The sequence below is a fragment of the Streptomyces sp. NPDC001852 genome (assembly GCF_042891825.1).
Lineage (GTDB): Bacteria > Actinomycetota > Actinomycetes > Streptomycetales > Streptomycetaceae > Streptomyces.
Genome location: NZ_JBIATN010000001.1, coordinates 241,399 through 267,778 on the forward strand (window position 1 = coordinate 241,399; position 26,380 = coordinate 267,778).

Here is a 26,380-nt window from a genome sequence, read left to right on the forward strand (position 1 = left end):
TCTGGGGGGTCGCAGTCGCCGCACCCGCATTCGCACCGCAGCCTGTGGGCGGGCCGCATGCCGCCGTAGCTGCGCTCGGCCGACGGGGCAAGCGTCACCCGCCTCCGCCCGGCGCCGGCGGGTGGTTGGCGGGACCTGCTCGTGAGCATCCCCCTCCGCGCCGGGGGATGCTCACCGCCCGGTCAGCCGGGAACGGCCGACCGGGCGGGAGCCCGGGTGCTGGGGCCGGCGGGAGCGGCGGACGCGCTCGCCACGGTCGTCGCGCTCGCCACCGGCGCCGCCGCAACGGGGGCTTCGGCGGTCAGGGCGACCCCGGCACCGACACGACTCCCCGCCGGTGCCCTGGCCGCCGTGCCGACACGCACCGGCTCCGGCGCGGGCCGTACCTCGGCGGCGCGGCGCGGCGCCCGGGCCGGCCCAGGCCGTACCACCGCGGGGGCGGACAGCGTGAACCAGACGACCTTGCCGTTCTCTCCGTCCGGCCGCGCACCCCAGCTCTCGCTCACCGCCGCCACCATCGCCAGCCCCCGGCCGCAGGTGGCCAGGGGGCCGCCGTCCGGCAGGTCCGCGACGTCGGCCGGCACCGGAAGGCGTGGGTCGTTGTCGCGCACCGAGACCGTGAGCCGGTCCGGCGCCAGCTCCAGCTCGACCGTGCACGACTTGTCGGGTCTGGCATGCCGGTGCACGTTGCTGAGCAGCTCCGTCACACCGAGCGCGGCCCGGTCTATCAACGCGTCCATGTGCCAGTAGCGCAACTGCGCAGATACGATTCTGCGGACCTGGCCGATCCGCGACGGCAGGGCTTGGAGCTCCACCGTGCAGTGCCTGCTTGGGTGACTGATCACGGCTGCGACTCCCCGATGTAGAGGTCCGAAGGGACCGGAAGAACACGGAGAACAACGGATCCAGCAGGGTGCTTGCGTCCAAACGTCCGCCTGCTGTCGTGGCCGGCGGGCTGGTTCGCAGCGTTATCGCCGGTAAACCCAGAGTGACGTGAGACCAGCGTGACGCAGCGGATGCGGGACCGCAACTCGCCGCGACGGACCGCTGCTCGGAGTAACGCGACCGGCCTGTTCCCCGGCCGGCGGCCGTACGGCGGTCAGCCGCCGCGGCCGGCGGCCCGGCGCACCGCCTCGATGAACCGCCGCGCCGCGGGCGGACCCGGTTCGCCCGGAGCGGGGTCGTGCTCGCCCAGCGTCAGCAGGTACCGCTTGCCGTTGAGGTCGGCCAGCGCCTTGTCGTCCGGCCGGAACCACGGCCGGGACGCGCGCACCGCCTGCACCGGGGCACTGTCGATCTCGCTGCCGTAGCTGGTGAGCAACTCCAGCCTGCCGTCGTTGATCCGGACCTGACCGGCCCGGGTGAGCGAACGCAGCCGCTTGCCGATCCGCACGCCCGTGGCTGTGAACTCCGGCTCCGCCATCGTCGACCGCCCCCTTGCCCGTGTGCTTCCGCGATCCAGTGTGCGCCCGCGTCCGATCCGTTGTGCTCCCGACGCCCGATCCCGTGTGCGCCTGCCTCCGGGACGATCGCCCCGTCGCGTGCAGTCTGCCCCGATGCGGCCGGGAACACCAGTACACGCGGGACGCCCGCGGCAGCCGTCCGGAGCACTCCCGCCAATGCGCCCCCGCGTGCCTCGCGGCCATGTGCCCCAGAGCGGCTTTGGGTGGCTCAAAGATGCGTTTATGCAGGTGGGAAGCGGTGTGAAAGATGCCTATGCTCGAGTTGCCGACCGCGCGAGGCGTCGTCGGCGCCCAGCCTAAGGAGCACCGCCGTGAGCACCACCCACCAGACCCGGACCGGCGCCACCCTCGACGTCGACCGCAGTGACGCCGCCTACCGCGACTGGCTGAAAGAGGCCGTCCGCAAGGTCCAGGCCGACGCCAACCGGTCGGCGGACACGCACCTGCTGCGCTTCCCCCTCCCCGAGCACTGGGGCATCGACCTCTACCTCAAGGACGAGTCGACGCACCCCACCGGAAGCCTCAAGCACCGCCTCGCCCGCTCGCTCTTCCTCTACGGCCTCTGCAATGGCTGGATCCGACCCGGCCGCCCGGTCATCGAGGCCTCCAGCGGCTCCACCGCCGTCTCCGAGGCCTACTTCGCCAAGCTGATCGGCGTGCCCTTCATCGCGGTCATGCCGCGCACGACCAGCGCCGAGAAGTGCCGCCTCATCGAATTCCACGGCGGACAGTGCCACTTCGTGGACGACTCCCGGAAGATGTACGAGGAGTCCGCCCGGCTGGCGGTGGAGACCGGCGGCCACTACATGGACCAGTTCACCTACGCCGAGCGGGCCACCGACTGGCGCGGCAACAACAACATCGCCGAATCGATCTTCCGTCAGCTGGAGTTGGAGCGCTTCCCGGAGCCGGCCTGGATCGTCGCCACGGCGGGCACCGGCGGTACCTCCGCGACCCTCGCGCGCTATGTCCACTACATGCAGTACGACACCCGTATCTGCGTCGCCGACCCGGACAACTCCTGCTTCTTCGAGGGCTGGACCTCCGGCGACCCGGACGTCACCTGCGACTGCGGTTCCCGGATCGAGGGCATCGGCCGGCCGCGCATGGAGCCCAGCTTCGTGCCCGGGGCGATCGACCGGATGATGAAGGTCCCGGACGCGGCCAGTGTCGCCGCCGTACGCGCCCTGGAGCGGGCCATCGGCCGCAAGGCGGGCGGCTCCACCGGGACCGGGCTGTGGAGCGCGCTGAAGATCGTCTCCGAGATGGTGGCCGAGGGCCGCCGGGGCAGTGTCGTCACCCTGCTCTGCGACCCGGGCGACCGCTACCTCGACAAGTACTACTCCGACGCCTGGCTGGCCGAGCAGGGCCTGGACATCGCGCCGTACACAGCGGCGATCGAGACCCTGCTGACGACGGGGGTGTGGCCGGACTGAGCCCGCCCCGCCCGCTGCGCGGCCGGCGCCCAACGGGCGGGTGACGCGGTTGTGAGGGTTTAATGACGTCTCAATTGGGGTTCTGGGCAAGCCGGTTGCGCCTGTGTGACTGATAAGATCATCCCACTTTTCGGTGGGCTGACGGCGTGCCAAGAACGCGTCAACGGGGGGACAGTCTCAAAGGCACCATCGCGCTCGAACGCTCCTGGCGCGATGCGACTTGAAGAGAGTCTCATGACGTCATTGACCACGGATCCACTGCTGTGGATCTTGCTGGTGGTGCTCGTCGCTGCGGTCGTCGCAGTGATGCGCGCCCGGAGAACCAACATGGCTCTCCGAAGAACGAGAAAGGAACTCGAGGCAGGACTGGGGGCGGCCCGCGGTGACGTCGGTCAGCTGCACACGCACATCGCCGCGCTGACCGCACAGCATCAGCGTGACCTCGCGGACGTGCGCGCCGACGCCGAGGCGTCGACCAAGGCGGTGCTGAAGTCCGCGATGGGAACGCTCCAGTCGCTCGCCGAGGAACAGCAGGTCCTCCTGGACAGCCTGCTGAGGAAGTACGGCGACACCACGGAGGTGCTGGCCGACCTGATGACGGTCGACCACACCGGCAGCCAGTTCGGCCGCCGCGCCAAGGGCATCTCCGTGCTCTGCGGCGGATGGCTCGGCCGGCGTGAGGGCGCCGCCACCGTCTACGACGTCGCCCGCAGCGCCCAGGGCAGGATCAAGGACTTCGACCGGGTCGGCGTCCACTCGCAGGTCAACGTCTCCCTCCTCGGCAAGGCGGTCGAGCCGGTGGCCGTCGTACTGGCCGAACTGCTGGACAACGCGACGACCTACAGCGCCCCCGGAACACCGGTCGAGGTCAACATCCAGACCGTGCCGACCGGTGTGTGCTTCATCGTCGACGACGCCGGACTGGGCATGGACCAGGAGACCAAGGACCGGGCGGCGGCTCTGCTGTCCGTGGACGGTCCCGTCGACATCACCGGTCTCGGCGATCCGCCGCGGTTCGGCTTCGCCGTGTGCGGCATGCTCGCCGCCCGCTACGGCTTCGCCGTCTCCGTCGGCTCCGTGTCCCCCTACGGCGGAGTGCGTGCAGTGATTCGTGTGCCCGAAAGTCTCCTCTCGGCCGACACTCCCTCCCCGGCGGCCGGCGCCCAGGGCGATCAGGACGCCGTGGCCCCTCAGGCCGCGCCCCAGCGGCTGGCGCCGGTCCCCGTCGTGGGCCCTTCGCACGTGGTGGGAACGACCTCGGGAGGTCTGCCCAAGCGCCGGCGGCGCAGCGGCCCCGTCACCGTGGTCCCGGCCCCCGACACCGCAGACCAGGAAGGGACTTTCGAGCCGGCCAGTGAGGTGACGGCGTCGCGGATCGGGGCGTTCGCGCGCGGAACCCACCTCGGGCGGACCACGAACACCACGGAAGGACCTGACAACCAGTGAAGATCGACCTGTCCTGGGTGCTGAACGACGTGCTCGAGGTACGCGGAGCCCGGCACGCGATCCTCGTCTCGGGAGACGGCCTGCTGCTGCAGCGTTCGGACGACATCGCACGCGACGACGCCGAGACGAACGCCGCCGCGATGAGCTCGATGCAGTCGCTGAGCCGCGCCGTCGCGGGGTTCGTGGGAGCGGGGCACGGCATCTGGAAGCAGACGCTGCTGGAGTACGACGGCGGCTGGATCTTCCTGATCGCCGCCGGCCAGGGCTCGTACCTCGCCGTCTCGGCCGCGCTGGACGTCGACATGGAGGCCATGTCCTTCCGCATGCAGAAGACGGTGGCCGCCCTGAGCAAGGCGATGAGTGTGGCACCGCGCTCGGAGAACGGTGCCGGGGTATGACCACGCCCGGCGAGGAGGCCTCCGTCACCAGCGAGTTCGTCCGCTCCTATGTCATCACCGGCGGCCGGACCCTGCCGGCCGCGGACGACCTGGCGCTGCACACCCTCGTCACCCTGGCTCCCGAGCGGACCCCTCCGCTGGGGGCCGGCCCCGAGGTGATGGCGATCTGGCAGCTGTGCGCGGGCGGCTACCTGTCGGTCGCCGAGGTCGCGGGCCACGTGGGCCTGCCCGTGGGGGTGGCCCGGCTGCTGCTGACCGATTTATTCGAGCAGGGCCACCTCCTGCGCCGCGCCGAGCCACCCCGGGCTCAGAACGTTGACAGAGCGACCCTCGAGAAGGTTCTGAATGGACTCCAATCCCTCATCGGCTGAGACGGCCCCGGGATCCATCTACGTCTCCAGCGCGGTGACCAACGCTGCCAAGATCCTGGTCGTCGGGCATTTCGCCGTGGGCAAGACGACCTTCATCGGCTCGCTGTCGGAGATCACCCCGCTGCGCACCGAGGAGAAGATGACGCAGGCGTCCCTCCACGTGGACGACCTCAGGGGCGTGACGGACAAGACCACGACCACGGTGGCCCTGGACTTCGGCCGCCTGACGCTCAGCGACGACCTGGTGCTGTACCTGTTCGGCACCCCGGGACAGCAGCGTTTCATGCAGCTGTGGGAGGACATGGCCCGCGGCGCGCTGGGCGCCCTGCTCCTGGTCGACCCGGCCCGGCTGGAGGAGACCTTCCCCGTCATCGACCTCGTCGAGCGGTACGGCCTCGAGTACGCCATCGCGGTCAACGGCTTCGACCCGGGCACGGTCTACGAGGAGGCCGAGGTGCGCGAGGCCCTCGATCTGCTCCCGGACACCCCCGTCGTCTACTGCGACGCCCGCGACCGGCGGTCCTCCGCCCACGCGTTGATCGCGCTCGTCCGACACCTGCTCACCCGAGCCGCCTGACCCGCCCATCCGCCCGGACCGTCTCCCCCCGGACCACCGGCCCGGAGCCAGCAGAAGGAACCCCATGGACCGCCAGTCAGTTTCCGCCCCCACCGGCACCAGATGCCCCATGCACGACGCCGCGTTCGCCGCCGACCCCCATCAGGTCTACGACCGGTTGCGCGCCCACGGTCCGGCCGGACCGGTCGAACTCGCCCCCGGCATCGACGCCACGCTGGTCGTCGGGCACGAGACGGCCCTGCGCGTGCTGCAGAACACCACCCTCTTCGCCCGTGACTCCCGCCGCTGGACGGCGCTGAACGAAGGGCACATACCGCTGGACCATCCGGTCCTGCCGATGATGGCGTACCGGCCCAACTGCCTGTTCACCGACGGCGCCGTGCACCTCAGGCTGCGCAAGGCCGTCACGGACAGCCTGGCCCGGCTCAACATCACCCGGATCCGCCGGGACGTGGAGCCCATCGCCGGTTACCTCATCGACCGGTTCAGCGAGCGCGGCCGGGCCGACCTCCTCAACGACTACGCCAAACTGCTGCCGCTGCTGCTGTTCAACAAGCTCTTCGGCTGCCCGGCGGACATCGGTGACACCCTCACCAGCGCCATGTCGGCGATCTTCGACGGCAAGGACGCCCTGCGCGCCAACGAGGAACTCACCGCCTGCCTCATGCAGTTGATCGCCCTCAAGCGCCGGCAGCCCGGTGACGACGTCACGTCCTGGCTGATCCAGCACCCTGCGGGGCTGACCGACGAGGAGCTCAAGGACCAACTGGTCATGCTGATGGGCGCCGGCGTGGAACCCGAGCGCAACCTGATCGGCAACGCCCTGCTCCTGCTGCTGTCGCCCGACGCCGACGGGCGCGACTCCGGGCTGCTGATCGAGGAGGCGATCGATCACGTGCTGTGGAACCAGACGCCCATCGCCAACTACGCCACCCACTACCCGGTCCAGGACGTGGACCTCGGGGGAGTGGTGGCCGAGGCGGGCACGCCGGTCGTCATCAGCTTCGCCGCCGCCAACACCGACCCCGCGCTGGCCGAGGCCCGCCGCAAGCACAGCAGGGGCGCCCACCTGGCCTGGGGAGCCGGTCCGCACGCCTGCCCGGCCAAGGACCCGGCGCAGGTCATCGCCGTCACCGCGATCGAGAAGCTGCTCAACGCCCTGCCCGACCTGATGCTGGCCGTCCCCGAACAGGACCTTCAGTGGCGGCCGGGCCCGTTCCACCGGGCGCTGGTCGCGCTGCCCGTGGCCTTCAGCCCGGCACCGGCCACCCACGTCGCCTCCGCCCTGCAGAGCCGGACCGTCCCCGCCGTGGGGGAGCAGCCGCTTCCGACGGCACCGGCCGTCGCCGCCCGCCCGGAGCCTGCCAGGAAGAAGGGCTTCTGGAGCACCTTCCTGGACATCTTCCGGGTGTGATGCGTGAGGTGTGGTCGTCTCATGTGCGGCATGTGACGGGAGCAACATTGTCGGGCGCATGACTCACACGAGAGGAAGGGTAGGTTCCGGCGGTATCGGTAACGCCCAGCCACAAAGGAGCTTCGCGTGACCGCCGTTGGCGTCATACGCGGTACCACCCCCACCGACCGCCGAGCCGTCATCTCCCTCCTCCGTCGCCTCCGCTCCGCCGAGGGGCAGGCCGACCCCCTGCCCGTCTGGGACGAACTGCGCGCACTGGGTGACGTGGTGCCCGCCCCCTGGGGCGGGTACTTCGTGACCGGATTCGACGCCTGCAACCAGATCCTGCGCGACCGGAACTGGCTCGTGCCGGACTTCGCCTGGCAGCAGCGTCGGCCCGACACGGCGCGCTGGCAGGACCCGGCGACCCAGGAGATGACACGGACGCTGTCCCGCCTCAACCCGCCCGAGCACACCCTCCGGCGCCGGGCCCTGGGCAACCTCTTCGACCGCGGCACCCTCGAGGCCATGCGGCCCCGGATCGCCGCCCATGTCACCGAGCTCCTGGACCGTCTCGAGGCAACGCTGCGCGCCCACGGCGAGGCCGACTTCGTCACCACGGTCGGCGACCGGCTGCCCATCCACACCGTCGGCCACTGGCTCGGCATCCCGGCCGAGGACTACCCGCACATCCTGGACTTCACCCACCGGCAGGTGCACGCCCAGGAACTGATCCCCACCAGGAGCGAACTGGCCGTATCGGGCCAGGCCACCGTGGAGATGCGGGCCTACTTCACCGGCCTCGTCGCCCACCGGCGCGCCCACCCGGGCGACGACGTCCTCAGCGGCTGGATCCGCTACTGGGACGCCCAGTACCCCGACGACCGCGCGGCGGCCGACCAGATGCTGTACGACCTGACGATGTTCCTCACCATCGCCTCCCTGGAGACCACCGCGACCCTGCTGACCAACGCGGTGTGGTTCCTGACCCAGGACCCCGCCCGGGCCGACTGGCTGCGCCGGCACCCCGAGCACGTCGACGACGCGATCGACGAGGCGCTGCGCTACGACCCGCCGATCCACCTCAACTCCCGCTTCGCCGCCGACGACACCGTCCTCGCCGGTGTTCCCATCGCCAGGGACACCACCGTCCACGTCCTGTACGGCGCCGCCAACCACGACCCGCGCCGCAACCCGGACCCCCACCTCTTCGACATCCGCCGCAAGGGCGCCCACCTCACCTTCGGCGGCGGCGTCCACTACTGCCTCGGCTCGGGCCTGGCCCGGCTGGAGGCCCGCCTCCTGCTCACCCACCTGCTGGAACGATTCCCCACCCTGCGGCCGGCCGCGGGCCCGACCTATGCGAACCGGATGGTCTTCCGGCGCATCACCTCCCTGAAAGTGACGACATGACCGCCCTCCCCCTCACGACCCTCCCGGCCGGCGCCGTACGGCGGACCCTGCGGACCCACCGGGAGGGGCCGGTCCTCACCGTCGAGCTGGACAACCCCGAGCAGGGCAACGCCGTCACCGACGCCCTGCTGGACGACCTGCTGGCGGTCCTGCAGAACCAGGACCCGGCGGTCCGGGTGCTGGTGCTCACCGGGAGCGGCGACGACTTCTGCCTGGGCGGGGACCGCGAGGAGTCCGCCCGGCAGCTCGCCCACGACCCCGCGGGCGGCGGCATCCGCCTGTCGGGGACCAAGGCGCGGCGCGTCTGCGAGGCCCTGACCACGAACCCGGCCGTCACCATCGCGCGCGTCCACGGCAAGGCCATCGGGGCGGGCTTCGCCCTCGCGCTCGCCTGCGATCTGCGGGTCGGATCCGAGGACGCGACGTTCCGGCTGCCCGAACTCGCGCTCGGGCTGCCCACCGCGTGGGGCGGCCTCCTGCCCCGCCTCATCAGCGAGGTCGGCGCCGCCCGGGTCCGAGAGATCGTCCTCACCGGCCGGGTCGTCACCGCGGCGGAGGCCCAGTCCCTGTCCATCCTGCAGAAGGTCGTCCCCGCGTCCGAGCTGGACGCGGCCGTCGCCGCCTGGGCCAGGCCCGTCGTCCGCCGTCCCCAGGCGGCCCTGCGCGTCACCAAGACCCTGTTCAACTCGCTGTCCGCGGCCTCGCGGCTGGCCGACGTCTCCGCACTGGACGCGGAACTGATGGCAGCGGTCGTGACCGAGTCGCAGCTCGCCCGTGGCGCCGGTTGATCAGCGCCCGGCCACGTAACGGTCCAAGGAGGTGACCGCGGCCCGGAAGGCGCGCCCCAGGCCCGGCCGGGCCAGCCCGAGGGCGAACCGGAACGGCGCCGTCCCGTCGGCGGCGAAGGTCCACTGCACCCGGGTGCCCGTGCCCCGGGGAGTCAGGCGCCACTCCTCGACCAGGGCGCGCAGGCCCGGCGCGTTGGTGGCGTCGACGCGGTAGGCGTACACCTCGGGCGCCTTCGCCGCGAGCACCGTCTCCTCGAACCGCGTCCCGCCCCTGAGCCGGATCTCACGCCCGGCGCCACCGTCGGTGGCCCGGGCGAGCGTCACCGCCGAGAACCACTGCGGCCAGCCGGTCACGTCCTCCGCGAGCGTGCGGAAGACCTGCTCGGGGGAGGCGGAGACCTCCCGCGCGAAGACCAGACGTACCGGCGCGGCCCCGACGAAGCCGAGGTCCACCGGGCGCAGACGACGAGCCATGGACGTAACCCCCTTGTGCCACTCCCGCAGGGCGGTCGACCGGGCGGCCCACCATAGCTGACGGTCCCTCAGATGTCTGCGTCGTCTTCCCCTGGCTCGCCCGCCACCACCACCCGCAGGTGCTCGGAGATCTCCGCGCGTGCCTCGGCGGGCAGGCCCGCGTCGGTCACCAGCGTGTCCACCTGCTCCAGCGCGGCGAAGGAACTCAGGCCCACCGTGCCCCACTTGGTGTGGTCGGCGACCACCACCACCCGGCGCGCGGAGTGCACCAGCCTCCGGTTCGTCTCCGCCTCGGCGAGGTTCGGCGTGGACAGACCGGCCTCGACCGATATGCCGTGCACCCCGAGGAAGAGCAGATCGAAGTGGAGGGCGGCGATCGCCTGGTCGGCCACCGGCCCCACCAGCGAGTCCGACGGGGTGCGCACGCCGCCGGTCAGCACCACCGTGGCCGCGCCCTGCCGCTGGCCCGAGGTGCGCTGGGCGGCGTGGAAGACGTCGGCGACCCGCACCGAGTTCGTCACCACGGTCAGGTCGGGCACCTCCAGCAGCTGCTGGGCGAGCGCGTACGTCGTCGTGCCGCCGGACAGGGCGATCGCCGTGCCCGGGGTGACCAGCTTGGCGGCGGCGCGCGCGATGTCCTCCTTGGCGGTCAGCTCCAGACCCGACTTCGCCTCGAAGCCGGGCTCGTGCGTGCTGGCCTCGACCACCGGCACCGCGCCGCCGTGCACCTTCTCCAGCACGCCCTGGCGGGCGAGGGCGTCCAGGTCACGGCGGACGGTCATGTCCGACACACCCAGCTTGCGGGTCAGTTCGTTGACCCGTACGCCGCCCCGGCGCCGGACCTCGTCCAGGATCAGGGCGCGGCGCTGCTCCGCGAGGAGGTTCTGATTCTCGCTCACGTACGCTCCGGTCCTTTCGCCGTCATCCGTCCGACACGCCCGGCACACCACCCCCGACCAGGAGATTCCGGTCGGCCGGAGATACGCGGGCGTCCCATCCTTTCACGGGTCCGTACCGGTTGCGCCACCACGTGTCACGACGCGCACATGCCACGGCCGCCACGGCCACCCCGGCGACCGTCACACGGACCGGTGGGATTCCGCGACAAGAGGTGTACGGCCGCCCCGGACCGGAGATCCTGAGGCCCGCGTCGACACAGTCCTTCGGGTGCGTCACGGGGGGTGCGAGCACAGTGGACCGCGCACAGGAACGCCGCAGCAAGCGGCAGCCGGACAGCCGGGCCGGGGCGGACGCGGAGCTGGAGTTGCTGGTGCACGGGGTGGGCGGGACCACCCCCGAGAAGATGCTCGGCGACCCGCGCACCGTCCGGGTCACCGGCGACGACACGGCCGCCGTGTTCCGGCGCGCCGGGGACGCCGAGGCCGGGAGGGAACCCGGGGACGGGCCGGTCCGGGAGGCGTACGTCTGGTGCAACCTCACCTCCGGCGACAGCAGCCGGGCCCTGTGGCTGTTGCTGCTGCCGTTCATGGTGGTCAACCTCGCCCACTGGATGCGCCCCGCAGCGGCCGGCCGGCACCGCACGGTCCGCCTGTACGGCCTCCTCGTACGGCTGGCCGCCCTCAGCCTGACCGTGCTGCTGGTGGCCGCCGCCTGCGAGGTGGCCCTGGACCTGGTGGCCTGGCAGTGCGCCGGCGTCCGTCCTTGCGTCCGCCGTCACAGCTGGCTCAGCTTCCTCGCGCCCGGAGCGGTCGGCGCCCCCGACGCCTGGTGGAGCCTGCCCGGCCGCCGGCTCGCGCTCGCCGCACTGGTGCCGACCGCACTGACGGTCCTGCTCTGGTACCTCTCCCGCCGGACCTGGAGCGCGTACGAGTCCCACCGGCCGATGTCCCACGACCACGAGCCGGACACCGACCACAGCGCGCTGACCAGGCCCGGCTTCTGGTACGGCCGTCGCCTCGTGGCCCGGCTGCGTGCCGCGCACACCGCGGCGGCCCTGCTGACCGTGGCCGCTGCCGTCGCCGCCCCGGCGGTCCGCTTCGACCACCGGCCCGGCGGACCCGCCGCCCTGGACATCCTCGGCCGGCTGCTCGCCGCGGCCCTGTCGGCCTGGGCGGCGACGGCCGTGGGTGTCGTCTGCCGCCGGGGCCGCAGCGAGAACCGTCTCGACCAGCGGCTCGACCGGCACCTGCGCCTCCTGCCGCTCGGCGCGCTCGGCCTGCTGATGCTCACCCTGGTCTACGCCGGCTGGGCCCGGCCCGGCTGGCGGTCCGCCGGGCGGCTGCCGGGCGACCCGGCCTTCGGCGCGCTCATGCTGGCCCAGGGGCTGCTGGTCGTCGCGCTCGCCGTCGTGGCCGGGTGTCTGCACCGCCGCAGCCCCGATCCGCGCGCCGGCATGCGCGGCCTGGGCGGACCGGCCGTCGCGCTGCTCGCCTGCGCGCTGGGCGGGGTGATGTCCGGCGGGGTCGCCCAGCGCGTCGCCGACTGGCTCGACGGCACCCACGCCGCGCTCCCCGGGCCGCCGGTCCTGCTGACCTGGCAGGCGTCCACCATCCCGCCGGTCCTCGCGGTCCTGCTGCTCCTCGCCGCCCGGCTCGGGCTCGGCACCGCCCGGCTGGCCCGCGCCGAACGCGACCGGATCCGCCACGAGCATCCCGGCGAACCCGAGGATCCGGGCCGGACCCGCGACATCGCCCACGTCCGCGCCATGGCCACGCTCACCGACCGGGCCCCCCTCGTCGTCGCCGTGCTCACCGCGACCACCCTGATGCTCGGCGCCGTGGCGCTGGCCGGTGCGCTGGCCACCGGAAAGACCCCCGACGGAGCTGCCCGCCGTACCCACGACGCCGTACAGGCCGTCGCCGAGACCTCGCAGGCGCTGGGCTCCTGGCTGGTCGGCCTCGGCTTCGTGCTGTTCGTGACCTGGGGCAGGCGCGCCTACAAGGACGCCTCGGCACGGCGCACCATCGGCATCCTCTGGGACGTCGGCACCTTCTGGCCGCGCGCCGCGCACCCCTTCGCACCGCCGTGCTACGCCGAGCGGGCGGTGCCGGACCTGACCTGGCGCATGGCCACGTGGACCCGGCGCACCGGGGGCCGCCTGGTCCTCTCCGGCCACTCCCAGGGCAGTGTGCTGGCGGCGGCCGCCGCCTGGCAGCTGCCGCCGTCCGTCCGCGGCCGGATCGCGCTGCTGACCTACGGCTGCCCGCTGCAGCGCCTGTACGGCCGCTGGTTCCCGGCCCACTTCGGACCGCCCGCGCTGGCCGCCCTGCACCGCGACATCGCCTGCTGGGGCAACCTCTACCGCAGCACCGACCCCATCGGCGGCCCCGTCCGCCTCCCCGACGACGCCACGCCCGAGGTGGACCACGGCCCCCTGCAGGACCCGCTCGCCTACGGCCGCACGCCCGAGCATCCTCTCCCGGCGCCCATCCTCGGCCACTCCGACTACCAGGCGGACCCCGTCTTCGCCCAGGAACGCGCACGCCTGCTGCGCCGACTGCGCCCGCAACTTCCCGGACCGCGACCCGAACGCCGGGCCCCGCGGTGAGTCCTGGCTAGGCCGAGTGCTCGACGTACTCGATGACGACCCCGCCCGCGTGCCGCACGGTCGCGTTGCGGCCCGTGGGCACCCTGTTCGGGCCGTCGACGATCTTCCCGCCGTGGGCGGTCAGGAGCGCCTGCAGCCCGTCCAGGTCGTCCACGAGCACCGTGCTCTGCACATCACGGAACGGGGCGAGAGCCTGCTCGTCCCCCGCGACGAGCAGGAAGCCGCCGATGCTCGCGACCTCCACACCACCGTGCGAGAACCGGGTGCGGACGTCCTGGCCCGTCAGCGCGCGCAGTGCGGGCAGCGCCTCGTCCAGGTCGTCCACGTGGAGCCGGGCGAGCGTCGCCAGCGCCTTCATGACGGAATCCTCCAGGAAGTGGGTGCGGCACGTGGGTGCGACCGGGCGCTCAGGACAGCTCCGGAAGATCCTCCGCGTACAGCAGGGTCAGATCGTCGGTGCTGGGGTCCGCCAGATGGGCGACGCGGCCCGCGTGCCGCTCCACCATCGCCTCGAAGGTCTGGCGGGCGGTGCGGCCGTTGCCGAACGCCGGACCCTTCGGGATGGCCGTGAAGTACTTCAGCAGCGCCTCGGACGCGCCCGGCGTCAGCCGGTACTCGTGCTCGTCGGCCTGCTGTTCCACGATCCGCAGCAGTTCCTCGGGGCCGTAGTCGCCGAAGGTGATGGTGCGGGAGAAACGGGAGGCGACACCGGGGTTGACGGAGAGGAAGCGCTCCATCTCCGCCGTGTAACCGGCGACGATCACCACCACCGCGTCCCGGTGATCCTCCATCAGCTTCACCAGCGTGTCGATGGCCTCCTTGCCGAAGTCACGCCCGGCGTCCTGTGGGGAGAGCGCGTACGCCTCGTCGATGAACAGGACACCCCCGCGCGCCTTCTCGAACGCCTCCTGGGTGCGGATCGCCGTGGAACCGATGTGCTCGCCCACCAGGTCGACCCGGGACACCTCCACCAGGTGCCCCTTCTCCAACACGCCGAGCGAGGCGAGGATCTCGCCGTAGAGGCGGGCCACCGTCGTCTTGCCCGTGCCCGGTGAGCCGGTGAAGACCAGATGCCGTTTGACCGAGGCCGCCTTCAGGCCCGCCTGCTGCCGGCGCCGGCCCACCTCGATCATGTCGGTCAGCGCCCGCACCTCGCGCTTGACACTCTCCAGGCCCACCAGCGCGTCCAGTTCACCGAGCACGTCCTTCGACGTCCGCGCCGGTTGCACCGGCTCGGCGGCGGCGATCAGCGGCTCCTGCTCCGTGCTGCGCTGCCCGGGGATCGAGCCGAGCAGCCCGGGGGAGTGCGACACCGTCTGGACGGCGGTCTCCCGGACCGCGGGCGGCCGCATGCCGCCGCTCTCGTCGCTGGTGCAGTCCTCCACCACCGGACCCGCCCCGGACGCGGCGTCGGGGCCCCCGTCCGCGAACTCGTAACCGCCGCGTGCGCAGCGCTCCGTACGGCACTTGCGCAGGGTCGCCCGGCAGCCGTCGATCACGTGGAAGCCGTAACCGGCGCTGCCGCTGACCCGGCAGTCGAGGAAGCTGCCGCGGCCGCCCGCCGAGACGTAGAAACCCGCCTCTGCGGGGGAGTCGACCGTACAACGCTCGATGGTCGGGTCGGCGCCCTTGGTGACGATCACACCGGTCTGGGTGCCGTCCAGGGTGCAGTTGTTCAGCGTGCCGCCGCTGCCGTGGTCGCGGAACCACGCGCCGGTCGCCGCCTCCCGGATCCGGCAGTCGTCGAGCTGCGCGGTCGCCCCGTCGCTCACCGACACCGCCGTGTTGCGCACCTGGGACAGATCGCTGTCCACGACGTCCGCGCGCGAACCGCGGTCCAGCACGAACAGCGCGTCCGGTACGTCGTGCACACGGCAGGAGTCGAGGACGGCGGTGGCGCCGTCGCTGACCCACACCGCCGGATAGTCGCCGGTGCTGTCGAAGAACTCGCACTGGTGGGCGTCCACCCGGGTCCCCGGATCCCACACCGACAGGCCGTTGCGCCCGAACTGACGGACCGTCGTCCGGGTCAGCGTGAGCACCGACCGGGAGCGCAGGTCGACCGCGTTCTCCGGGATGTCGTGGATGTGGCAGTCGGCGAGCGTGAGCACCGCGTCGGTGTCCAGGGTGACCCCGTCGGCGGTGGTGCGGTGCACCTCGCAGTCGGTCAGCTGCGCCGTCGCCCGCTGGGTGACCTGCACTCCGGAGCCGCGGACCTCGTAGATCTCACAACCCACCGCTTCCAGCGCGGAGTTCTCGCCGGTCGCGGTCACCCCGGCGCCCGAGGCGTGGTGCACCCGGCAGCGCTCCAGGCGCGGATGGGCGCCGCCGCGGACGGCCACGCCCGACTGTCCGGCGGCGACGACCTCGCACTCCTCGAACACCCCGCCGCCGCCGTCGAGTACGGCGATGCCGATGCCGGCCGGGTTGTCGACGGTGCACCGGCGTACGGTCGGGCGGGCGCCGCCGCGCACCTCGATGCCCGCGGCGGACCGGGTCACGATCCGCACGTCCATCAGCTCGGGCGTGCCCTCCTCGACCAGCAGCGCGGGCGACGCCGCGTCCTGGCCCTCCACGTGCAGGTCCTGCACCACGGCCGAGGCGCGCACGGTGAGCGGCACACCGTCCGCGGGTGCGATCCGCACCGAGCCGGGGGAGCCCTCGGGGCCACGGAGCGTCACCGCCCGCTGGACCACGAGATTTTCCCGGTAGGTGCCCGGGGCGATGGTGAGGACGTCGCCGTCGGCGGCGGCCTCCAGGGCGGCGGCGAGCGATGCGTACTCGCCTGTGCGGCGCCGCCACCGCGACGTACCGGTGTGCGTCACCTGGACCGTGCCCTGTGCCATGGCGTTGCTGTGCCCCCACCTCGTCGTACTGATGGCTCGCTCCCTCGGGGGACCCGCCGCCGGTGCCGGGACCGCGACCGCGCTCAGCCCCTGGGGCTGGTGCGCGTTCGCGCTCCCGAAAACCTGCGCGGGCCCCTGCGGTTCGCTCACCCGCGGGTTGTCGCCGAAAGCGCTTCGGCCGGTCCACCGTAGCGTGTGCGTGCACGGTGGATTGACCAGAGCCGGAAGGCCGTCAGCAGCCGGTGCCCGCCTTGCCCCAGTCCGGGCCCGCCCGGTCCCAGGCCTGGTCCCAGCGTGCGTACCGTCTGCGGACCAGGCGCCACACGGCCAGCCGCCTGCCGCCTTCGACCAGGCCCGTGAGCAGAAGGGCCGCGCCGATTCCGGCGAGTACGGCGTGCGTCGTGGCGGTGGGGGAGTCCAGCGGGCGCGTCGTTATTCGGCCGTGCGGGTCCGTCCAGAGCCCGAAGTGGTCGCCCGTGCGCGGGGACTTGAGGTTCGCGAGGGCCGGGCCGTGCTGCTGGGTGCCGTCCGGCGCGGTCCAGTCCGCGAGGACACGGCTGCGGGATTCGCGCGCCGCCGTGGTGTCGGGGTCGGTCTCCAGTGGGACCTCGCCCAGGTCACGCACGACCGTGGCCGTGACGAGGTGGCGCGTGTGCCGCTGTTCGCGCACGGAGCGCTGGAGCGAGTCCTGGGCGGCGGCGCCGACCAGGCAGCCGACCAGGGGCGCGGCCAGGGCGATCAGCACCATGGCGACGAGGGCCACCCACGCCTCGGCCAGATCGGTTGCGCGGCGCAGCGGATTGTGCCGCCAGCGCCACAGACCGCTGATCGCCCGCATCTCCCCCACCCCCTTCCGCTCCGTCATAACCCCCGGCGCGGTAGTGCATCCGCAACCCGGAGCAAGAGAGAGCGACATCACGTCCACCGCGGACGGTCACGCACGCGGCTTCTCATGAACCTCTCACGCCCTCACAACGAGCGGGACCCGCCTCCGGTTCCCCGTCGCCGCGCCTTTGTCGCGCGCTAGTCCAGCACCCGCACCGGGTCCCCGACCCTGATCGTGCCGCGCGTGAGGGGCACGAGGTTCTGGCCGAAGAGCAGCCTCGATCCGGCCCTGCGGTGGCGTGCCAGGGTGCGCAGGGGCTCCCGGCCGCGTATGGCGGTGTCCTGGTCGGTGGTGGTGACGACGCAGCGTCCGCTCGCCTTCGCGACGCGGAAGACCACCTCGCCCAGGGAGATCCGTGACCAGTGGTCCTCGGCCCAGGCCTCGGTGCCGGCGACGACGGCGTTCGGCCGGAAGCGGTTCATGGGCAGCGGGCCCTCGGCGGCGTGCGCGCCCTCGGCGATCAGGGAGTTCAGGGCGTCGAGGGAGGCCGTGGTGACGACCAGCAGGGGGTAGCCGTCGGCGAAGCTGACTGTCTCGCCGGGCAGGGCGTACTCGGGATCGACGGGGCGGCGGATGGCCGGATCGTCCATGTGGACCAGGCGGACGTCGGCCTGCAGATAGGCGCTGCACCAGGCGTGCGCGGCCTCGGCGGCCGGGACCGCATCGACCTTCGTGCCGAAGATGTTCACGGGCACCGTCCCGGCCGGCTCGGGCACGGACACCGTCAAGGGAGCCCGGTCCGGTGCAGACAGACGAACGCCGCCGCCGGCTCGGGGCTCGGCGGCGGCCAGCGCGAGGCGCGGCTGTTCGCGCTGTGTGACGACCTTTCCCCCGTCGTCGATCAGCGTCCAGCGCCGGTCTCCGGCCAGGCCCCAGGGCTCCACCACAGCCTCCCGGGGCGCGTGACCCCGGAACGCCTTGACCGGATGGACGTGGATCGACTGCAGTACGGCATTTCCCATGCCGTCATGGTGCCAGCAGGCACCGACATCGACCGGTGCGCCGGTCAGTAGCCGCGGTACTGCTGGTTGTTGTACGGGTCCTGGTAGGGAGCCGGCGCGGGCCGCGGCGCGGCCGGTCGCATGGCCTCGTAACCCGTGCCCATACCCATCGGGCGCTGCTGCTGCGGGGCCTGCTGGCCGGGGTAGCCCCGCGGGGCGGCGGCCTGCTGCGGGATGTACGCCGTGGGCGCCTGCTGCAGCGGAGCGGGCTGCGGCACCTGCGGGTACCCGTAGGCCGGGGCCTGCGGGGAGGGCGCCGCCGGGAGGGCGGGCAGGGCCGACGGCAGAGCGGGCAGGCTGCTGCCCGTGTCGTAGGCGGCGGGGACCCGGATCGGGGCGATCTGCGGGGTACCGCGCTCGGCGACGAGCGAGTCGTAGATCGGGGTGTCCGGGAAGGAGGCGGAGTAGTAGCCGCCACCATAAGTGGAGCGGGGGGAGGTCATGGCACATAAGTTAAGCCCACGATGTGCTCGTTGGGGAGACCGATAAGAGGGTTGTTTTCCGTGCCCGCAGTGACTGGGGATCCCCAATCCGAGCGAACTTGGCAAAAAGGGACGTCGGGTCGCGCTTTAATCGTGTAAAGGGCGAGTTCCTGCGGGGTTACCGGCAGTTGGCCGGTGATCTTCCTGCGCCGGTCACGGGGTTCGCCATACCGGAGGACGGGCTGTGTGGGTAGAGAAGATCCGGACGACGAGGGTGTACGGAAGCCGACGCGAATGGGGGCGGGCATGTCCATGCTGAAGGGGTCGAACACGCCGGTACCGACCACGGCGCTGCGCGTCGAACTGGGCCGGCGCTCCGGACCCGGCGTGCCCGACGCGGACGCCTCCGCGCTGCTGCTCGCCACCGGCAAGGTCCGCTCCGACGACGACTTCGTCTTCTACAACCAGCCCGCCCATCCCTCCGGCGCGGTGCGGCACGAGGGCAAGAGGACGGTCGGCGCGGGCGTGGCCGACACCCTCTTCGTCGACCTCGCGCGCGTGGAGGGCGCGATCGAGCGGATCGTCCTCGCCGCCTCCGCCGACGGCGGGACCTTCGGGCAGGTCCCCGGCCTCTACATCGAGGTGACCGACGTCGCGAGCGGCCGGGTGGTCGCCCGCTTCGACAGCACCGGCGCGACCGTGGAGACGGCCTTCGTGCTCGGTGAGTTCTACCGCCGTCAAGGCGGCTGGAAGTTCCGTGCCGTCGGTCAGGGCTACGGCAGCGGACTCGAGGGCCTGGCTACGGACTTCGGCATCACGGTGGACGAACCCCGGCACGCAGCACCGCCCGCCGCGCCGCGCCCGGTGACCCCGCCCCCGCCACCCGCACCGGCCCCGGTGACAACGCCCCCGCCCTCCGCCCCGGCCCCCGCACCGCCACGCTCGACCACGGCGCCCCCGACCATGCCGCCCGCGCCTGCCTCGCCCCCGGCCATTTCGTCCGCGCCGGCGACCCCTCCGCAAGCCCGGCCCGTCCGCCTGTCCAAGGTCACCCTCACCAAGGCGGCACCCTCCGTCTCGCTCGCCAAGCAGGGCGGCACCTCCGGCGCCATGCGGGTCAACCTCAACTGGCAGATGCGCAGGCAGCTTTCCGGCTGGGGCAGCCGGTGGGGAGCCGGGCGAGGAGAGATCGACCTCGACCTGTGCGCCCTGTACGAACTCGCTGACGGCCGCAAAGGGGTCGTACAGGCCCTCGGCAACGCCTTCGGTTCGCTGCACCGCCCGCCGTACATCCACCTCGACGGCGACGACCGCACCGGTGCCGTGGCGAGCGGCGAGAACCTCACGATCAACCTGGACCACACGCGGGACTTCCGGCGCATCCTCGTCTTCGTCACCATCTACGAAGGCGCGGACTCCTTCGCCGACCTGCACGCGACCGTCACCCTCCAGCCGCAGCACGGCGCCCCGATCGACTTCTCGCTCGACGAGTGCACCGTGCCGTCCACGGTGTGCGCGCTCGCCCTGATCACCAACACCGGCGGCGATCTCCTGGTGCAGCGCGAGGCGCGGTATCTGGTGCCGGAGCGCGGGGTGAGCCCGCAGCGGACCATAGACCGCGCCTACGGATGGGGCATGAACTGGACACCCGGCCGCAAGTGACCGGGCTCAGCCCTCGTCGGGCACGGCATCGGGGCGCGCGTACGTCCGGCCCTTCCAGGCTGCCCCGCGCCCCCGGTAGTGCTGCACGGCCGAGTCGACCGTCATCAGCAGATAGAGCGACGCGGTCAACGGCAGCAGCGGAGCGAGCCACAGCGGCTGCCGGTAGTAGCGCAGCATCGGCACGTACGTCCCCGCCATCACGGACCACGCCAGGGCGCCGAGGACCGCCGTCGCCGCACCGGCGCCCGCCGCTCCGACGACCACCGCGGCGGGCGGCACCAGGTACACCAGCGCCAGCCCGGCGACCGTACCGAGGAGCAGCAGCGGGTTGTGCCGCAACTGGGCGTAGGCGCTGCGCGAGACCATCTGCCACAGGTCGTGCAGCCGCGGATACGGCCGCACGCTGTCCACCCGGTCGGCCAGCCCCAGCCAGACGTGCCCGCCGGCGCCCTTCACCGCACGCGCGAGCGCCACGTCGTCGATGACGGCGTGCCGGATGCCGTCCGGGATGCGGGCCTTCTCGGCCATCCCGGTGCGCAGCAGGACACAGCCGCCCGCCGCCGCGGCGGTCCGCGACCCCTTCCGGCCGATCCACCGGAAGGGATAGAGCTGCGCGAAGAAGTAGACGAACGCCGGGACCACCAGCCGCTCCCACACGCTCTCCACCCGCAGCCGCGCCATCTGCGACACGACGTCGAAGCCCCCGGCACGGGCCGCCGCCACCAGCGTGCGCAGGCTGTCCGGCGCGTGCGCGATGTCCGCGTCCGTCAGCAGCAGGTATTCGGGGTCACGCGCGCGTGCCAGGCCGATGCCGTGCCGGACCGCCCACAGCTTGCCCGTCCAGCCCGCCGGCGGTTCACCCGGCGCGCTCACCGTCAGCGGCAGCCCGCCGTGCCGCCGGGACAGCTCACGGGCCAGCGCCCCGGTGCCGTCGGTGCTCCCGTCGTCCACGACGAAGACCTCCGCCCGCCCCGGATAGTCCTGCGCCAGCAACGACGGCAGGCTCGCGGGCAGCACCGCTGCCTCGTCCCGGGCCGGTACGACCACACAGACCGACGGCCATGCGTCCGGTTCCCGGCGCGGCGGCAGCCGGATGTCCGTGCGCCAGAAGAAGCCCTGGCACAGCAGCAGCCAGCACCACGCGGCCAGCGACGCGACGGTGATCCACAGCAGGGCGCTCACGCCCGCAGTCTGCCCCACCGGACCGGCCCGCAAGGCCCCATCGTCTATCGTGGCCGGGTGAAGATCGCGCTCATGGACTCCGGAATCGGTCTGCTCCCCGCCGCCGCCGCGGTACGGCGGCTGCGGCCCGACGCGGATCTCGTGCTCTCCTGGGACCCGGACGGGATGCCCTGGGGGCCGCGCACCCCGGAGGACATCACCGAGCGGGCCCTCGCCGTGTGCGAGGCCGCCGCCGGCCACGGGCCCGATGTCCTGATCGTCGCCTGCAACACCGCGTCCGTGCACTCCCTGCCGGTGCTGCGGGCCCGCTTCGAACCGGATCTGCCGATCATCGGCACCGTCCCGGCGATCAAGCCGGCCGCGGCGGGCGGCGGGCACGTCGCGATCTGGGCGACCCCCGCCACCACCGGAAGCGCCTACCAGCGCAATCTGATCGAGCAGTTCGCGGACGGCGTGGCCGTCACCGAGGTGCCCTGCCCCGGCCTCGCGGACGCGGTGCACCACGCGGACGAGAGCGCGATCGACGCCGCGATCGACGCGGCCGCCGCCCGCACCCCCGAGGACGTGACCACCGTCGTCCTGGGCTGCACCAACTACGAGCTGGTCGGCGAGCGCATCCGGGCAGCCGTCCAGCGGCCCGGCCGTCCGCCGCTCGCGCTGCACGGCTCCGCCGGGGCGGTGGCCGCGCAGGCCCTGCGCCGGATCGGCGCGCAGCCGGCCCCGGCCGCCGCCGCCGACACCACCCTCACGGTGCTGCTCAGCGGCCGCGAGGCCACGCTCCCGGACACGGCGCTGTCCTACGAGGAGGGCCGTTTCCTGCAGGCGGTCAGCCCCGTCCGCTGACCGGTCGGGGGTGGCGGCCCGCCGTGGTCCACCCGGGTCAGTCACCCTCTGCCACGACCTACCCGCGCAGCGAAACCTGAGTAATCTCATAGACATGAGGGACCACCGCCACGCCGACGACGGCCCCGAGGTCTGGACGGGGCGCGCCACGAACCGGGTCCAGTGGCTGCTGGCGCTGGTCGGCGCGGCCTGCATGGCGCTCGGTATCGAGCTGGCCGTGGACTCGGCCTGGACCTCCGGCGTCGCCCCGCTGGCGATGTCCGTCGTGGGCTGCATCGCCGCCGGTCTGCTGGTCCTCTTCGGCACGCTCGCCTTCGTGCACGTCGACCTCAGGCTCGACGAGGAGTGCGTGGAGGTCCGCTGCGGTCACATGGGGCTGCCGCGCCGGCGCATCCCGCTCTCCCACGTCGCCGGTGCCGACTTCACCGCCCTCGTCACGCCCCGGCACTGGGGCGGCTGGGGCTACCGCTGGCGCCCCGAGAAGGGCACGGCCGTGGTCGTACGCCGTGGCGAGGGCATCGTGCTGCGCCTGTGGGACGGCCACACCTTCACGATCACCGTGGACAACGCCGAGTCGGCGGTCCGGGTCATCAGGGGCCGGCTGCGGACGATCACCCCGGGGTCGGGCCGCTGAGGCAGCGGGGCGCGCAGCGGCACAGGGGGAACACCTCCGCTCGCAGGGAACACGCCGGTCAGGGCCGGAGTTCCGCGCCCGCGCGCGCCCAGGGACGGGCCGTCGCCCACCCGGCCAGCAGCCCGGCGCCCACGGTCACCGCGGTGAAGCTGAGCGCGTTGCTCACCGCGGCGAACACCGTCAGTGCCGTCAGGGCCGCCCCGGCGGTCAGGGCGATCGGAGTGGAGCGGGGAGAGCGCCACAGCGAGTGCAGCAGCCAGCAGAACGCGGCGACGAACAGGAACACCCCGACGACGCCCTGCTCCGCCGCGAGCTGGAGCAGGGCGGAGTGCGGCCTGCCGTCCGGGGACAGCTGCGCGGCCGTGCCGCCCAGCTCGCCGAACCGTCCCGGGCCGATGCCCAGTCCGCGGTTGCGGGCCGACAGGTGCAGGGCGTCCTGCCACAGTGCGACCCGGTGTGCGCCCAGCCGGCCTTCGAGGACCCGGGCGAGCCCGCCCGGCAGTACGCCGGCGGCGAGAGCCCAGGCCGTGCCGGCCGCCGGCGCCGCCGACACGGCCAGGCCCAGCAGACAGACGCCCCGGCGGGACACCGAGCCCGCGGCGAGCGAACACAGCAGTACGGCAGCGCTCGCCACGCTCCCGGCCACCGACCCCAGCACGGCCGCGGTCAGCACGATCCCGACGGCCGGCAGCCGCAGCACCAGCCTCAGCTCCGGTACGGGCGTCGCCCAGGCGGCGCAGCACGCGGCAGCCGTGGCCAGCGTCAGCAGGGCCGCCGTGCCACCGGCGTGACCGAGCGGGGCGGCGTACCGGGGACCCGCGGAGAGACCGGGCAGGGCCAGGGCCAGCGCCAGTCCGGCCGCCGCGCCGGCGCACGGCGCGGCCACCGGCAGCAGTGCCCCCGAGACCCGGCCGACGGCATGACCGGCGGCCATGGCGAGCACCGCGAGCAGCATGCCCTCCGGCCGACCGTCATGCGCCGCCGCGGTGATCAGCGACCAGCCGGCGCAGGCGCCCAGCAGGACCATGCCCGCCCCGTCAGAAACGTTTCGCCTGACGTCGGCCGCGCCCGCGTCCACCCCGGCCGCGAACCCCGTCCCCCCGGCCGCAGATCTCGTCCCCGTCGACCCCACCGCTGCCCCTCGTTCCCGGTCCCCGACCCCGCGCCAGGCCACGGCCGGGTACGGCGCCGGATCCGGCCGCACTGCCGAGGCTGGGCTCACCGTAGCGGCTGATGACCGGTTTGGGCACGAGATGCGGCGGAACGTCGCGGTCGTGCGGTGGCGACGTCGTGCGCGAGGACGCGGCGTCGGGGCATTGCGCCGGCCCCGAGGACCGGGCCAGGCGCGCCGGCCGACCGGGATGCGCGGCGACCAGGGACGACCGTGCTCCGCGGTGCCGGTCCGGCCCGCGAACCGCGCTGTCGGCGGCCAGGGCAGCCGCCGTACACTCACCCGGGTGACCGTCACCGCAACTTCCGTGGACCAGCCGGACCAGCTCCAGCCGTCCCCCGCGCCCAGCGTGTTCCGCGGCCGCCTGCTGCGCCTGGTCCCGGCCGTCGCCTCCGCGCTCTGCGGAGTGCTGCTCTACGTCAGCTTCCCGCCGCGCACCCTGTGGTGGCTGGCACTGCCCGCCTTCGCCGGTTTCGGCTGGGTGCTGCGCGGCCGTGACTGGAAGGCGGCCCTCGGCCTCGGCTACCTCTTCGGGCTCGGCTTCCTGCTGCCGCTGCTGGTGTGGACCGGCGTGGAGGTCGGTGCCGGTCCCTGGCTGGCCCTCGTCGCCATCGAGGCGGTCTTCATCGCCCTCGTCGGCGTCGGCGTGGCCGCCGTCTCGAGGCTGCCGGCCTGGCCGGTGTGGGCGGCCGCCGTCTGGATCGCGGGAGAGGCGGTACGCGCGCGTGTGCCCTTCCGGGGCTTCCCCTGGGGCAAGATCGCGTTCGGGCAGGCGGACGGCGTCTTCCTGCCGCTCGCCGCGGTGGGCGGCACACCCGTGCTCGGCTTCGCGGTCGTGTTGTGCGGATTCGGCCTGTACGAGGCCGGCCGGCTGGTCGCCGAGCGGGGCCGGAGCCGGACCGTGCGGCGTGGCGCGGCGGCCGCCGCGCTGCTGAGCGTGGCCGTTCCGGTGGCGGGCGCGGTCGCCGCCCGGCCGCTGGTGAGCGACAAGGCCGAGGGCGGCACCAGGACCGTCGCGGTCATCCAGGGCAACGTGCCCCGCTCCGGGCTGGAGTTCAGTGCCCAGCGCCGGGCCGTGCTCGACTACCACGTGCGCGAGACGCTCAGGCTCGCCGCCGACATCAAGGCGGGCAGGACCCCGAAGCCCGACTACGTGCTGTGGCCGGAGAACTCCTCCGACATCGACCCCTTCGCCAACCCGGACGCGGCCGCCGTCATCGACGGGGCGGCCAAGGCGGTCGGCGTGCCCATCTCGGTCGGCGGCGTCGTGGAGCGCGACGGCAAGCTGCTCAACGAGCAGATCCTGTGGGACCCGGCCAAGGGACCGACGCAGACCTACGACAAGCGGCAGATCCAGCCGTTCGGCGAGTACCTCCCGCTGCGCGGGCTCGTCGGTGCGGTCAACAAGAACTGGACCGGTATGGTCCGCCAGGACTTCAGCCGCGGCAGCACTCCGGGCGTCTTCGACATCGACGGCGCCAAGGTCGGCCTCGCCACCTGCTACGAGGCCGCCTTCGACTGGGCCGTGCGGGACACGGTCACCCACGGCGCGGAGATGATCTCCGTGCCGAGCAACAACGCGACCTTCGACCGCAGCGAGATGACCTACCAGCAGCTCGCCATGTCCCGGATCCGCGCCGTCGAGCACAGCCGCACCGTCACCGTGCCGGTGACCAGCGGTGTCAGCGCGGTCATCATGCCGGACGGGAAGATCACCCAGCGGACCGGCATGTTCGTGCCCGCCTACCTCGTCCAGAAGGTGCCGCTGCGCACCTCCAGGACCCCCGCGACCGACCTCGGCATCCTCCCGGAGATCGCCCTGGTGCTGGTCGCCGCGGGCGGCGTCGGCTGGGCGGTCGGCTCCGGGCTGCGCCGTCGGCGCGCCGGTGGCGCATAGCCGTACGACCGGCGTACGCCCCCTGAACCGGTGCGTGCACCCGCTGAACCGACCGGAGGTCATGGGTCCGGCCCGTTAGGGTCGGGCCCATGGCTACTCCTGACTTCATCCGCACCCTCCGGGCCTCCGCCGGCCGGCAACTGCTCTGGCTCCCCGGCATCACCGCGATCGTCTTCGACGACGAGGGCAGAGTGCTCCTGGGCCGGCGGACCGACACCCGCCAGTGGTCGGTGATCGGGGGCATCCCGGAGCCAGGTGAGCAGCCCGCGGCCTGTGCCGTGCGCGAGGTCTTCGAGGAGACGGCGGTGCACTGCGTGGCCGAGCGTGTCGTCCTCGTCCAGGCCCTGGAGCCGGTCACCTACCCCAACGGCGACCAGTGCCAGTACATGGACATCACCATCCGCTGCCGCGCCGTGGGCGGCGAGGCCCGGGTCAACGACGACGAGTCCCTGGAAGTGGGCTGGTTCACGGTGGACGCGCTGCCCGAGCTCAACGATTTCGGGCGCTTCCGGATCAAGCAGGCCATGACTGAGGCACCCACATGGTTTGACCCGACGACTGTGGGCTGA

The 26,380-nt window shown here is 72.9% G+C and carries 25 protein-coding genes; 14 read left to right on the forward strand and 11 right to left on the reverse strand.

Going from position 1 to position 26,380, the window contains the following annotated elements; all coding sequences use genetic code 11:
• Positions 1 to 182 precede the first annotated feature (182 nt).
• A complete protein-coding gene (locus ACFYZB_RS01025; protein WP_388752741.1) occupies positions 183 to 845 on the reverse strand; it encodes an ATP-binding protein in 663 nt (220 codons plus the stop codon).
• Between the two features lie 254 nt (positions 846 to 1,099).
• A complete protein-coding gene (locus tag ACFYZB_RS01030) occupies positions 1,100 to 1,423 on the reverse strand; it encodes a hypothetical protein (protein ID WP_153542731.1) in 324 nt (107 codons plus the stop codon).
• Between the two features lie 351 nt (positions 1,424 to 1,774).
• Between ACFYZB_RS01030 and ACFYZB_RS01035 the strand changes: the two genes are divergently transcribed.
• The 8 genes from ACFYZB_RS01035 to ACFYZB_RS01070 all read left to right on the forward strand — a co-directional run bounded on the left by ACFYZB_RS01035 (position 1,775) and on the right by ACFYZB_RS01070 (position 9,285).
• Positions 1,775 to 2,899, forward strand: a complete 1,125-nt coding sequence (locus tag ACFYZB_RS01035) for a PLP-dependent cysteine synthase family protein (RefSeq protein WP_388752744.1) — start codon at positions 1,775 to 1,777, stop codon at positions 2,897 to 2,899.
• Positions 2,900 to 3,133: 234 nt separating this feature from the next.
• Complete coding sequence (locus ACFYZB_RS01040; RefSeq protein ID WP_388752747.1) at positions 3,134 to 4,345, forward strand: ATP-binding protein; 1,212 nt, start codon at positions 3,134 to 3,136, stop codon at positions 4,343 to 4,345.
• The gene (locus ACFYZB_RS01045) at positions 4,342 to 4,743 is read left to right on the forward strand and encodes a roadblock/LC7 domain-containing protein (RefSeq protein WP_323376296.1); all 402 of its coding nucleotides are present in this window, start codon (positions 4,342 to 4,344) and stop codon (positions 4,741 to 4,743) included. The genes ACFYZB_RS01040 and ACFYZB_RS01045 overlap by 4 nt, the downstream gene beginning before the upstream one ends.
• Entirely contained in the window at positions 4,740 to 5,114 is a 375-nt protein-coding gene (locus ACFYZB_RS01050) for a DUF742 domain-containing protein (RefSeq protein ID WP_351205475.1), read from the forward strand. Before ACFYZB_RS01045 ends, ACFYZB_RS01050 begins: the two co-directional genes overlap by 4 nt.
• The gene (locus ACFYZB_RS01055; RefSeq protein WP_351205477.1) at positions 5,089 to 5,691 is read left to right on the forward strand and encodes an ATP/GTP-binding protein; all 603 of its coding nucleotides are present in this window, start codon (positions 5,089 to 5,091) and stop codon (positions 5,689 to 5,691) included. The genes ACFYZB_RS01050 and ACFYZB_RS01055 overlap by 26 nt, the downstream gene beginning before the upstream one ends.
• Positions 5,692 to 5,755: 64 nt before the next feature.
• Positions 5,756 to 7,105 carry a cytochrome P450 gene (locus ACFYZB_RS01060; RefSeq protein ID WP_388752751.1) on the forward strand — a complete coding sequence of 450 codons (1,350 nt, stop codon included), beginning with the start codon at positions 5,756 to 5,758 and terminating at the stop codon, positions 7,103 to 7,105.
• 126 nt (positions 7,106 to 7,231) lie between these two features.
• A complete protein-coding gene (locus tag ACFYZB_RS01065) occupies positions 7,232 to 8,497 on the forward strand; it encodes a cytochrome P450 (protein ID WP_388752753.1) in 1,266 nt (421 codons plus the stop codon).
• Positions 8,494 to 9,285 carry an enoyl-CoA hydratase/isomerase family protein gene (locus ACFYZB_RS01070; protein ID WP_388752755.1) on the forward strand — a complete coding sequence of 264 codons (792 nt, stop codon included), beginning with the start codon at positions 8,494 to 8,496 and terminating at the stop codon, positions 9,283 to 9,285. The genes ACFYZB_RS01065 and ACFYZB_RS01070 overlap by 4 nt, the downstream gene beginning before the upstream one ends.
• Here ACFYZB_RS01070 and ACFYZB_RS01075 read toward each other — a convergent pair whose 3' ends face one another.
• The gene (locus tag ACFYZB_RS01075) at positions 9,286 to 9,759 is read right to left on the reverse strand and encodes an SRPBCC family protein (RefSeq protein ID WP_388752757.1); all 474 of its coding nucleotides are present in this window, start codon (positions 9,757 to 9,759) and stop codon (positions 9,286 to 9,288) included.
• 68 nt (positions 9,760 to 9,827) lie between these two features.
• Entirely contained in the window at positions 9,828 to 10,658 is an 831-nt protein-coding gene (locus ACFYZB_RS01080) for a DeoR/GlpR family DNA-binding transcription regulator (RefSeq protein WP_055705365.1), read from the reverse strand.
• 293 nt (positions 10,659 to 10,951) lie between these two features.
• Here ACFYZB_RS01080 and ACFYZB_RS01085 point away from each other — a divergent pair, with 293 nt between their 5' ends.
• The gene (locus ACFYZB_RS01085; RefSeq protein ID WP_388752760.1) at positions 10,952 to 13,267 is read left to right on the forward strand and encodes a hypothetical protein; all 2,316 of its coding nucleotides are present in this window, start codon (positions 10,952 to 10,954) and stop codon (positions 13,265 to 13,267) included.
• 7 nt (positions 13,268 to 13,274) lie between these two features.
• Here ACFYZB_RS01085 and ACFYZB_RS01090 read toward each other — a convergent pair whose 3' ends face one another.
• The 5 genes from ACFYZB_RS01090 to ACFYZB_RS01110 form a co-directional block, all read right to left on the reverse strand.
• A complete protein-coding gene (locus ACFYZB_RS01090) occupies positions 13,275 to 13,625 on the reverse strand; it encodes a VOC family protein (protein ID WP_388752762.1) in 351 nt (116 codons plus the stop codon).
• Positions 13,626 to 13,674: 49 nt separating this feature from the next.
• Positions 13,675 to 16,113: a right-handed parallel beta-helix repeat-containing protein gene (locus tag ACFYZB_RS01095; RefSeq protein WP_388752764.1), complete on the reverse strand. Its 2,439-nt coding sequence runs from the start codon at positions 16,111 to 16,113 to the stop codon at positions 13,675 to 13,677.
• A gap of 232 nt (positions 16,114 to 16,345) precedes the next feature.
• A complete protein-coding gene (locus ACFYZB_RS01100) occupies positions 16,346 to 16,951 on the reverse strand; it encodes a hypothetical protein (protein WP_388753471.1) in 606 nt (201 codons plus the stop codon).
• A 185-nt stretch (positions 16,952 to 17,136) separates the two neighbouring features.
• A complete protein-coding gene (locus ACFYZB_RS01105) occupies positions 17,137 to 17,961 on the reverse strand; it encodes an MOSC domain-containing protein (RefSeq protein ID WP_388752767.1) in 825 nt (274 codons plus the stop codon).
• A 44-nt stretch (positions 17,962 to 18,005) separates the two neighbouring features.
• Positions 18,006 to 18,443, reverse strand: a complete 438-nt coding sequence (locus ACFYZB_RS01110) for a DUF6643 family protein (RefSeq protein WP_351205493.1) — start codon at positions 18,441 to 18,443, stop codon at positions 18,006 to 18,008.
• 291 nt (positions 18,444 to 18,734) lie between these two features.
• Between ACFYZB_RS01110 and ACFYZB_RS01115 the strand changes: the two genes are divergently transcribed.
• Complete coding sequence (locus ACFYZB_RS01115; RefSeq protein WP_388753474.1) at positions 18,735 to 20,084, forward strand: TerD family protein; 1,350 nt, start codon at positions 18,735 to 18,737, stop codon at positions 20,082 to 20,084.
• A gap of 6 nt (positions 20,085 to 20,090) precedes the next feature.
• Here the strand turns inward: ACFYZB_RS01115 and ACFYZB_RS01120 are convergent, their stop codons facing one another.
• The gene (locus ACFYZB_RS01120) at positions 20,091 to 21,266 is read right to left on the reverse strand and encodes a glycosyltransferase (RefSeq protein ID WP_388752771.1); all 1,176 of its coding nucleotides are present in this window, start codon (positions 21,264 to 21,266) and stop codon (positions 20,091 to 20,093) included.
• A 57-nt stretch (positions 21,267 to 21,323) separates the two neighbouring features.
• Here ACFYZB_RS01120 and ACFYZB_RS01125 point away from each other — a divergent pair, with 57 nt between their 5' ends.
• Entirely contained in the window at positions 21,324 to 22,109 is a 786-nt protein-coding gene (locus tag ACFYZB_RS01125; protein WP_388752774.1) for a glutamate racemase, read from the forward strand.
• 94 nt (positions 22,110 to 22,203) lie between these two features.
• The gene (locus ACFYZB_RS01130) at positions 22,204 to 22,743 is read left to right on the forward strand and encodes a hypothetical protein (protein WP_388752777.1); all 540 of its coding nucleotides are present in this window, start codon (positions 22,204 to 22,206) and stop codon (positions 22,741 to 22,743) included.
• Between the two features lie 58 nt (positions 22,744 to 22,801).
• Here the strand turns inward: ACFYZB_RS01130 and ACFYZB_RS01135 are convergent, their stop codons facing one another.
• Entirely contained in the window at positions 22,802 to 23,770 is a 969-nt protein-coding gene (locus ACFYZB_RS01135) for an O-antigen ligase family protein (protein WP_388752780.1), read from the reverse strand.
• Between the two features lie 430 nt (positions 23,771 to 24,200).
• Between ACFYZB_RS01135 and lnt the strand changes: the two genes are divergently transcribed.
• Both lnt and ACFYZB_RS01145 read left to right on the forward strand, forming a co-directional pair.
• The gene (lnt, locus tag ACFYZB_RS01140; protein WP_388752782.1) at positions 24,201 to 25,811 is read left to right on the forward strand and encodes an apolipoprotein N-acyltransferase; all 1,611 of its coding nucleotides are present in this window, start codon (positions 24,201 to 24,203) and stop codon (positions 25,809 to 25,811) included.
• A gap of 89 nt (positions 25,812 to 25,900) precedes the next feature.
• Positions 25,901 to 26,380 carry an NUDIX domain-containing protein gene (locus ACFYZB_RS01145; RefSeq protein ID WP_351205506.1) on the forward strand — a complete coding sequence of 160 codons (480 nt, stop codon included), beginning with the start codon at positions 25,901 to 25,903 and terminating at the stop codon, positions 26,378 to 26,380.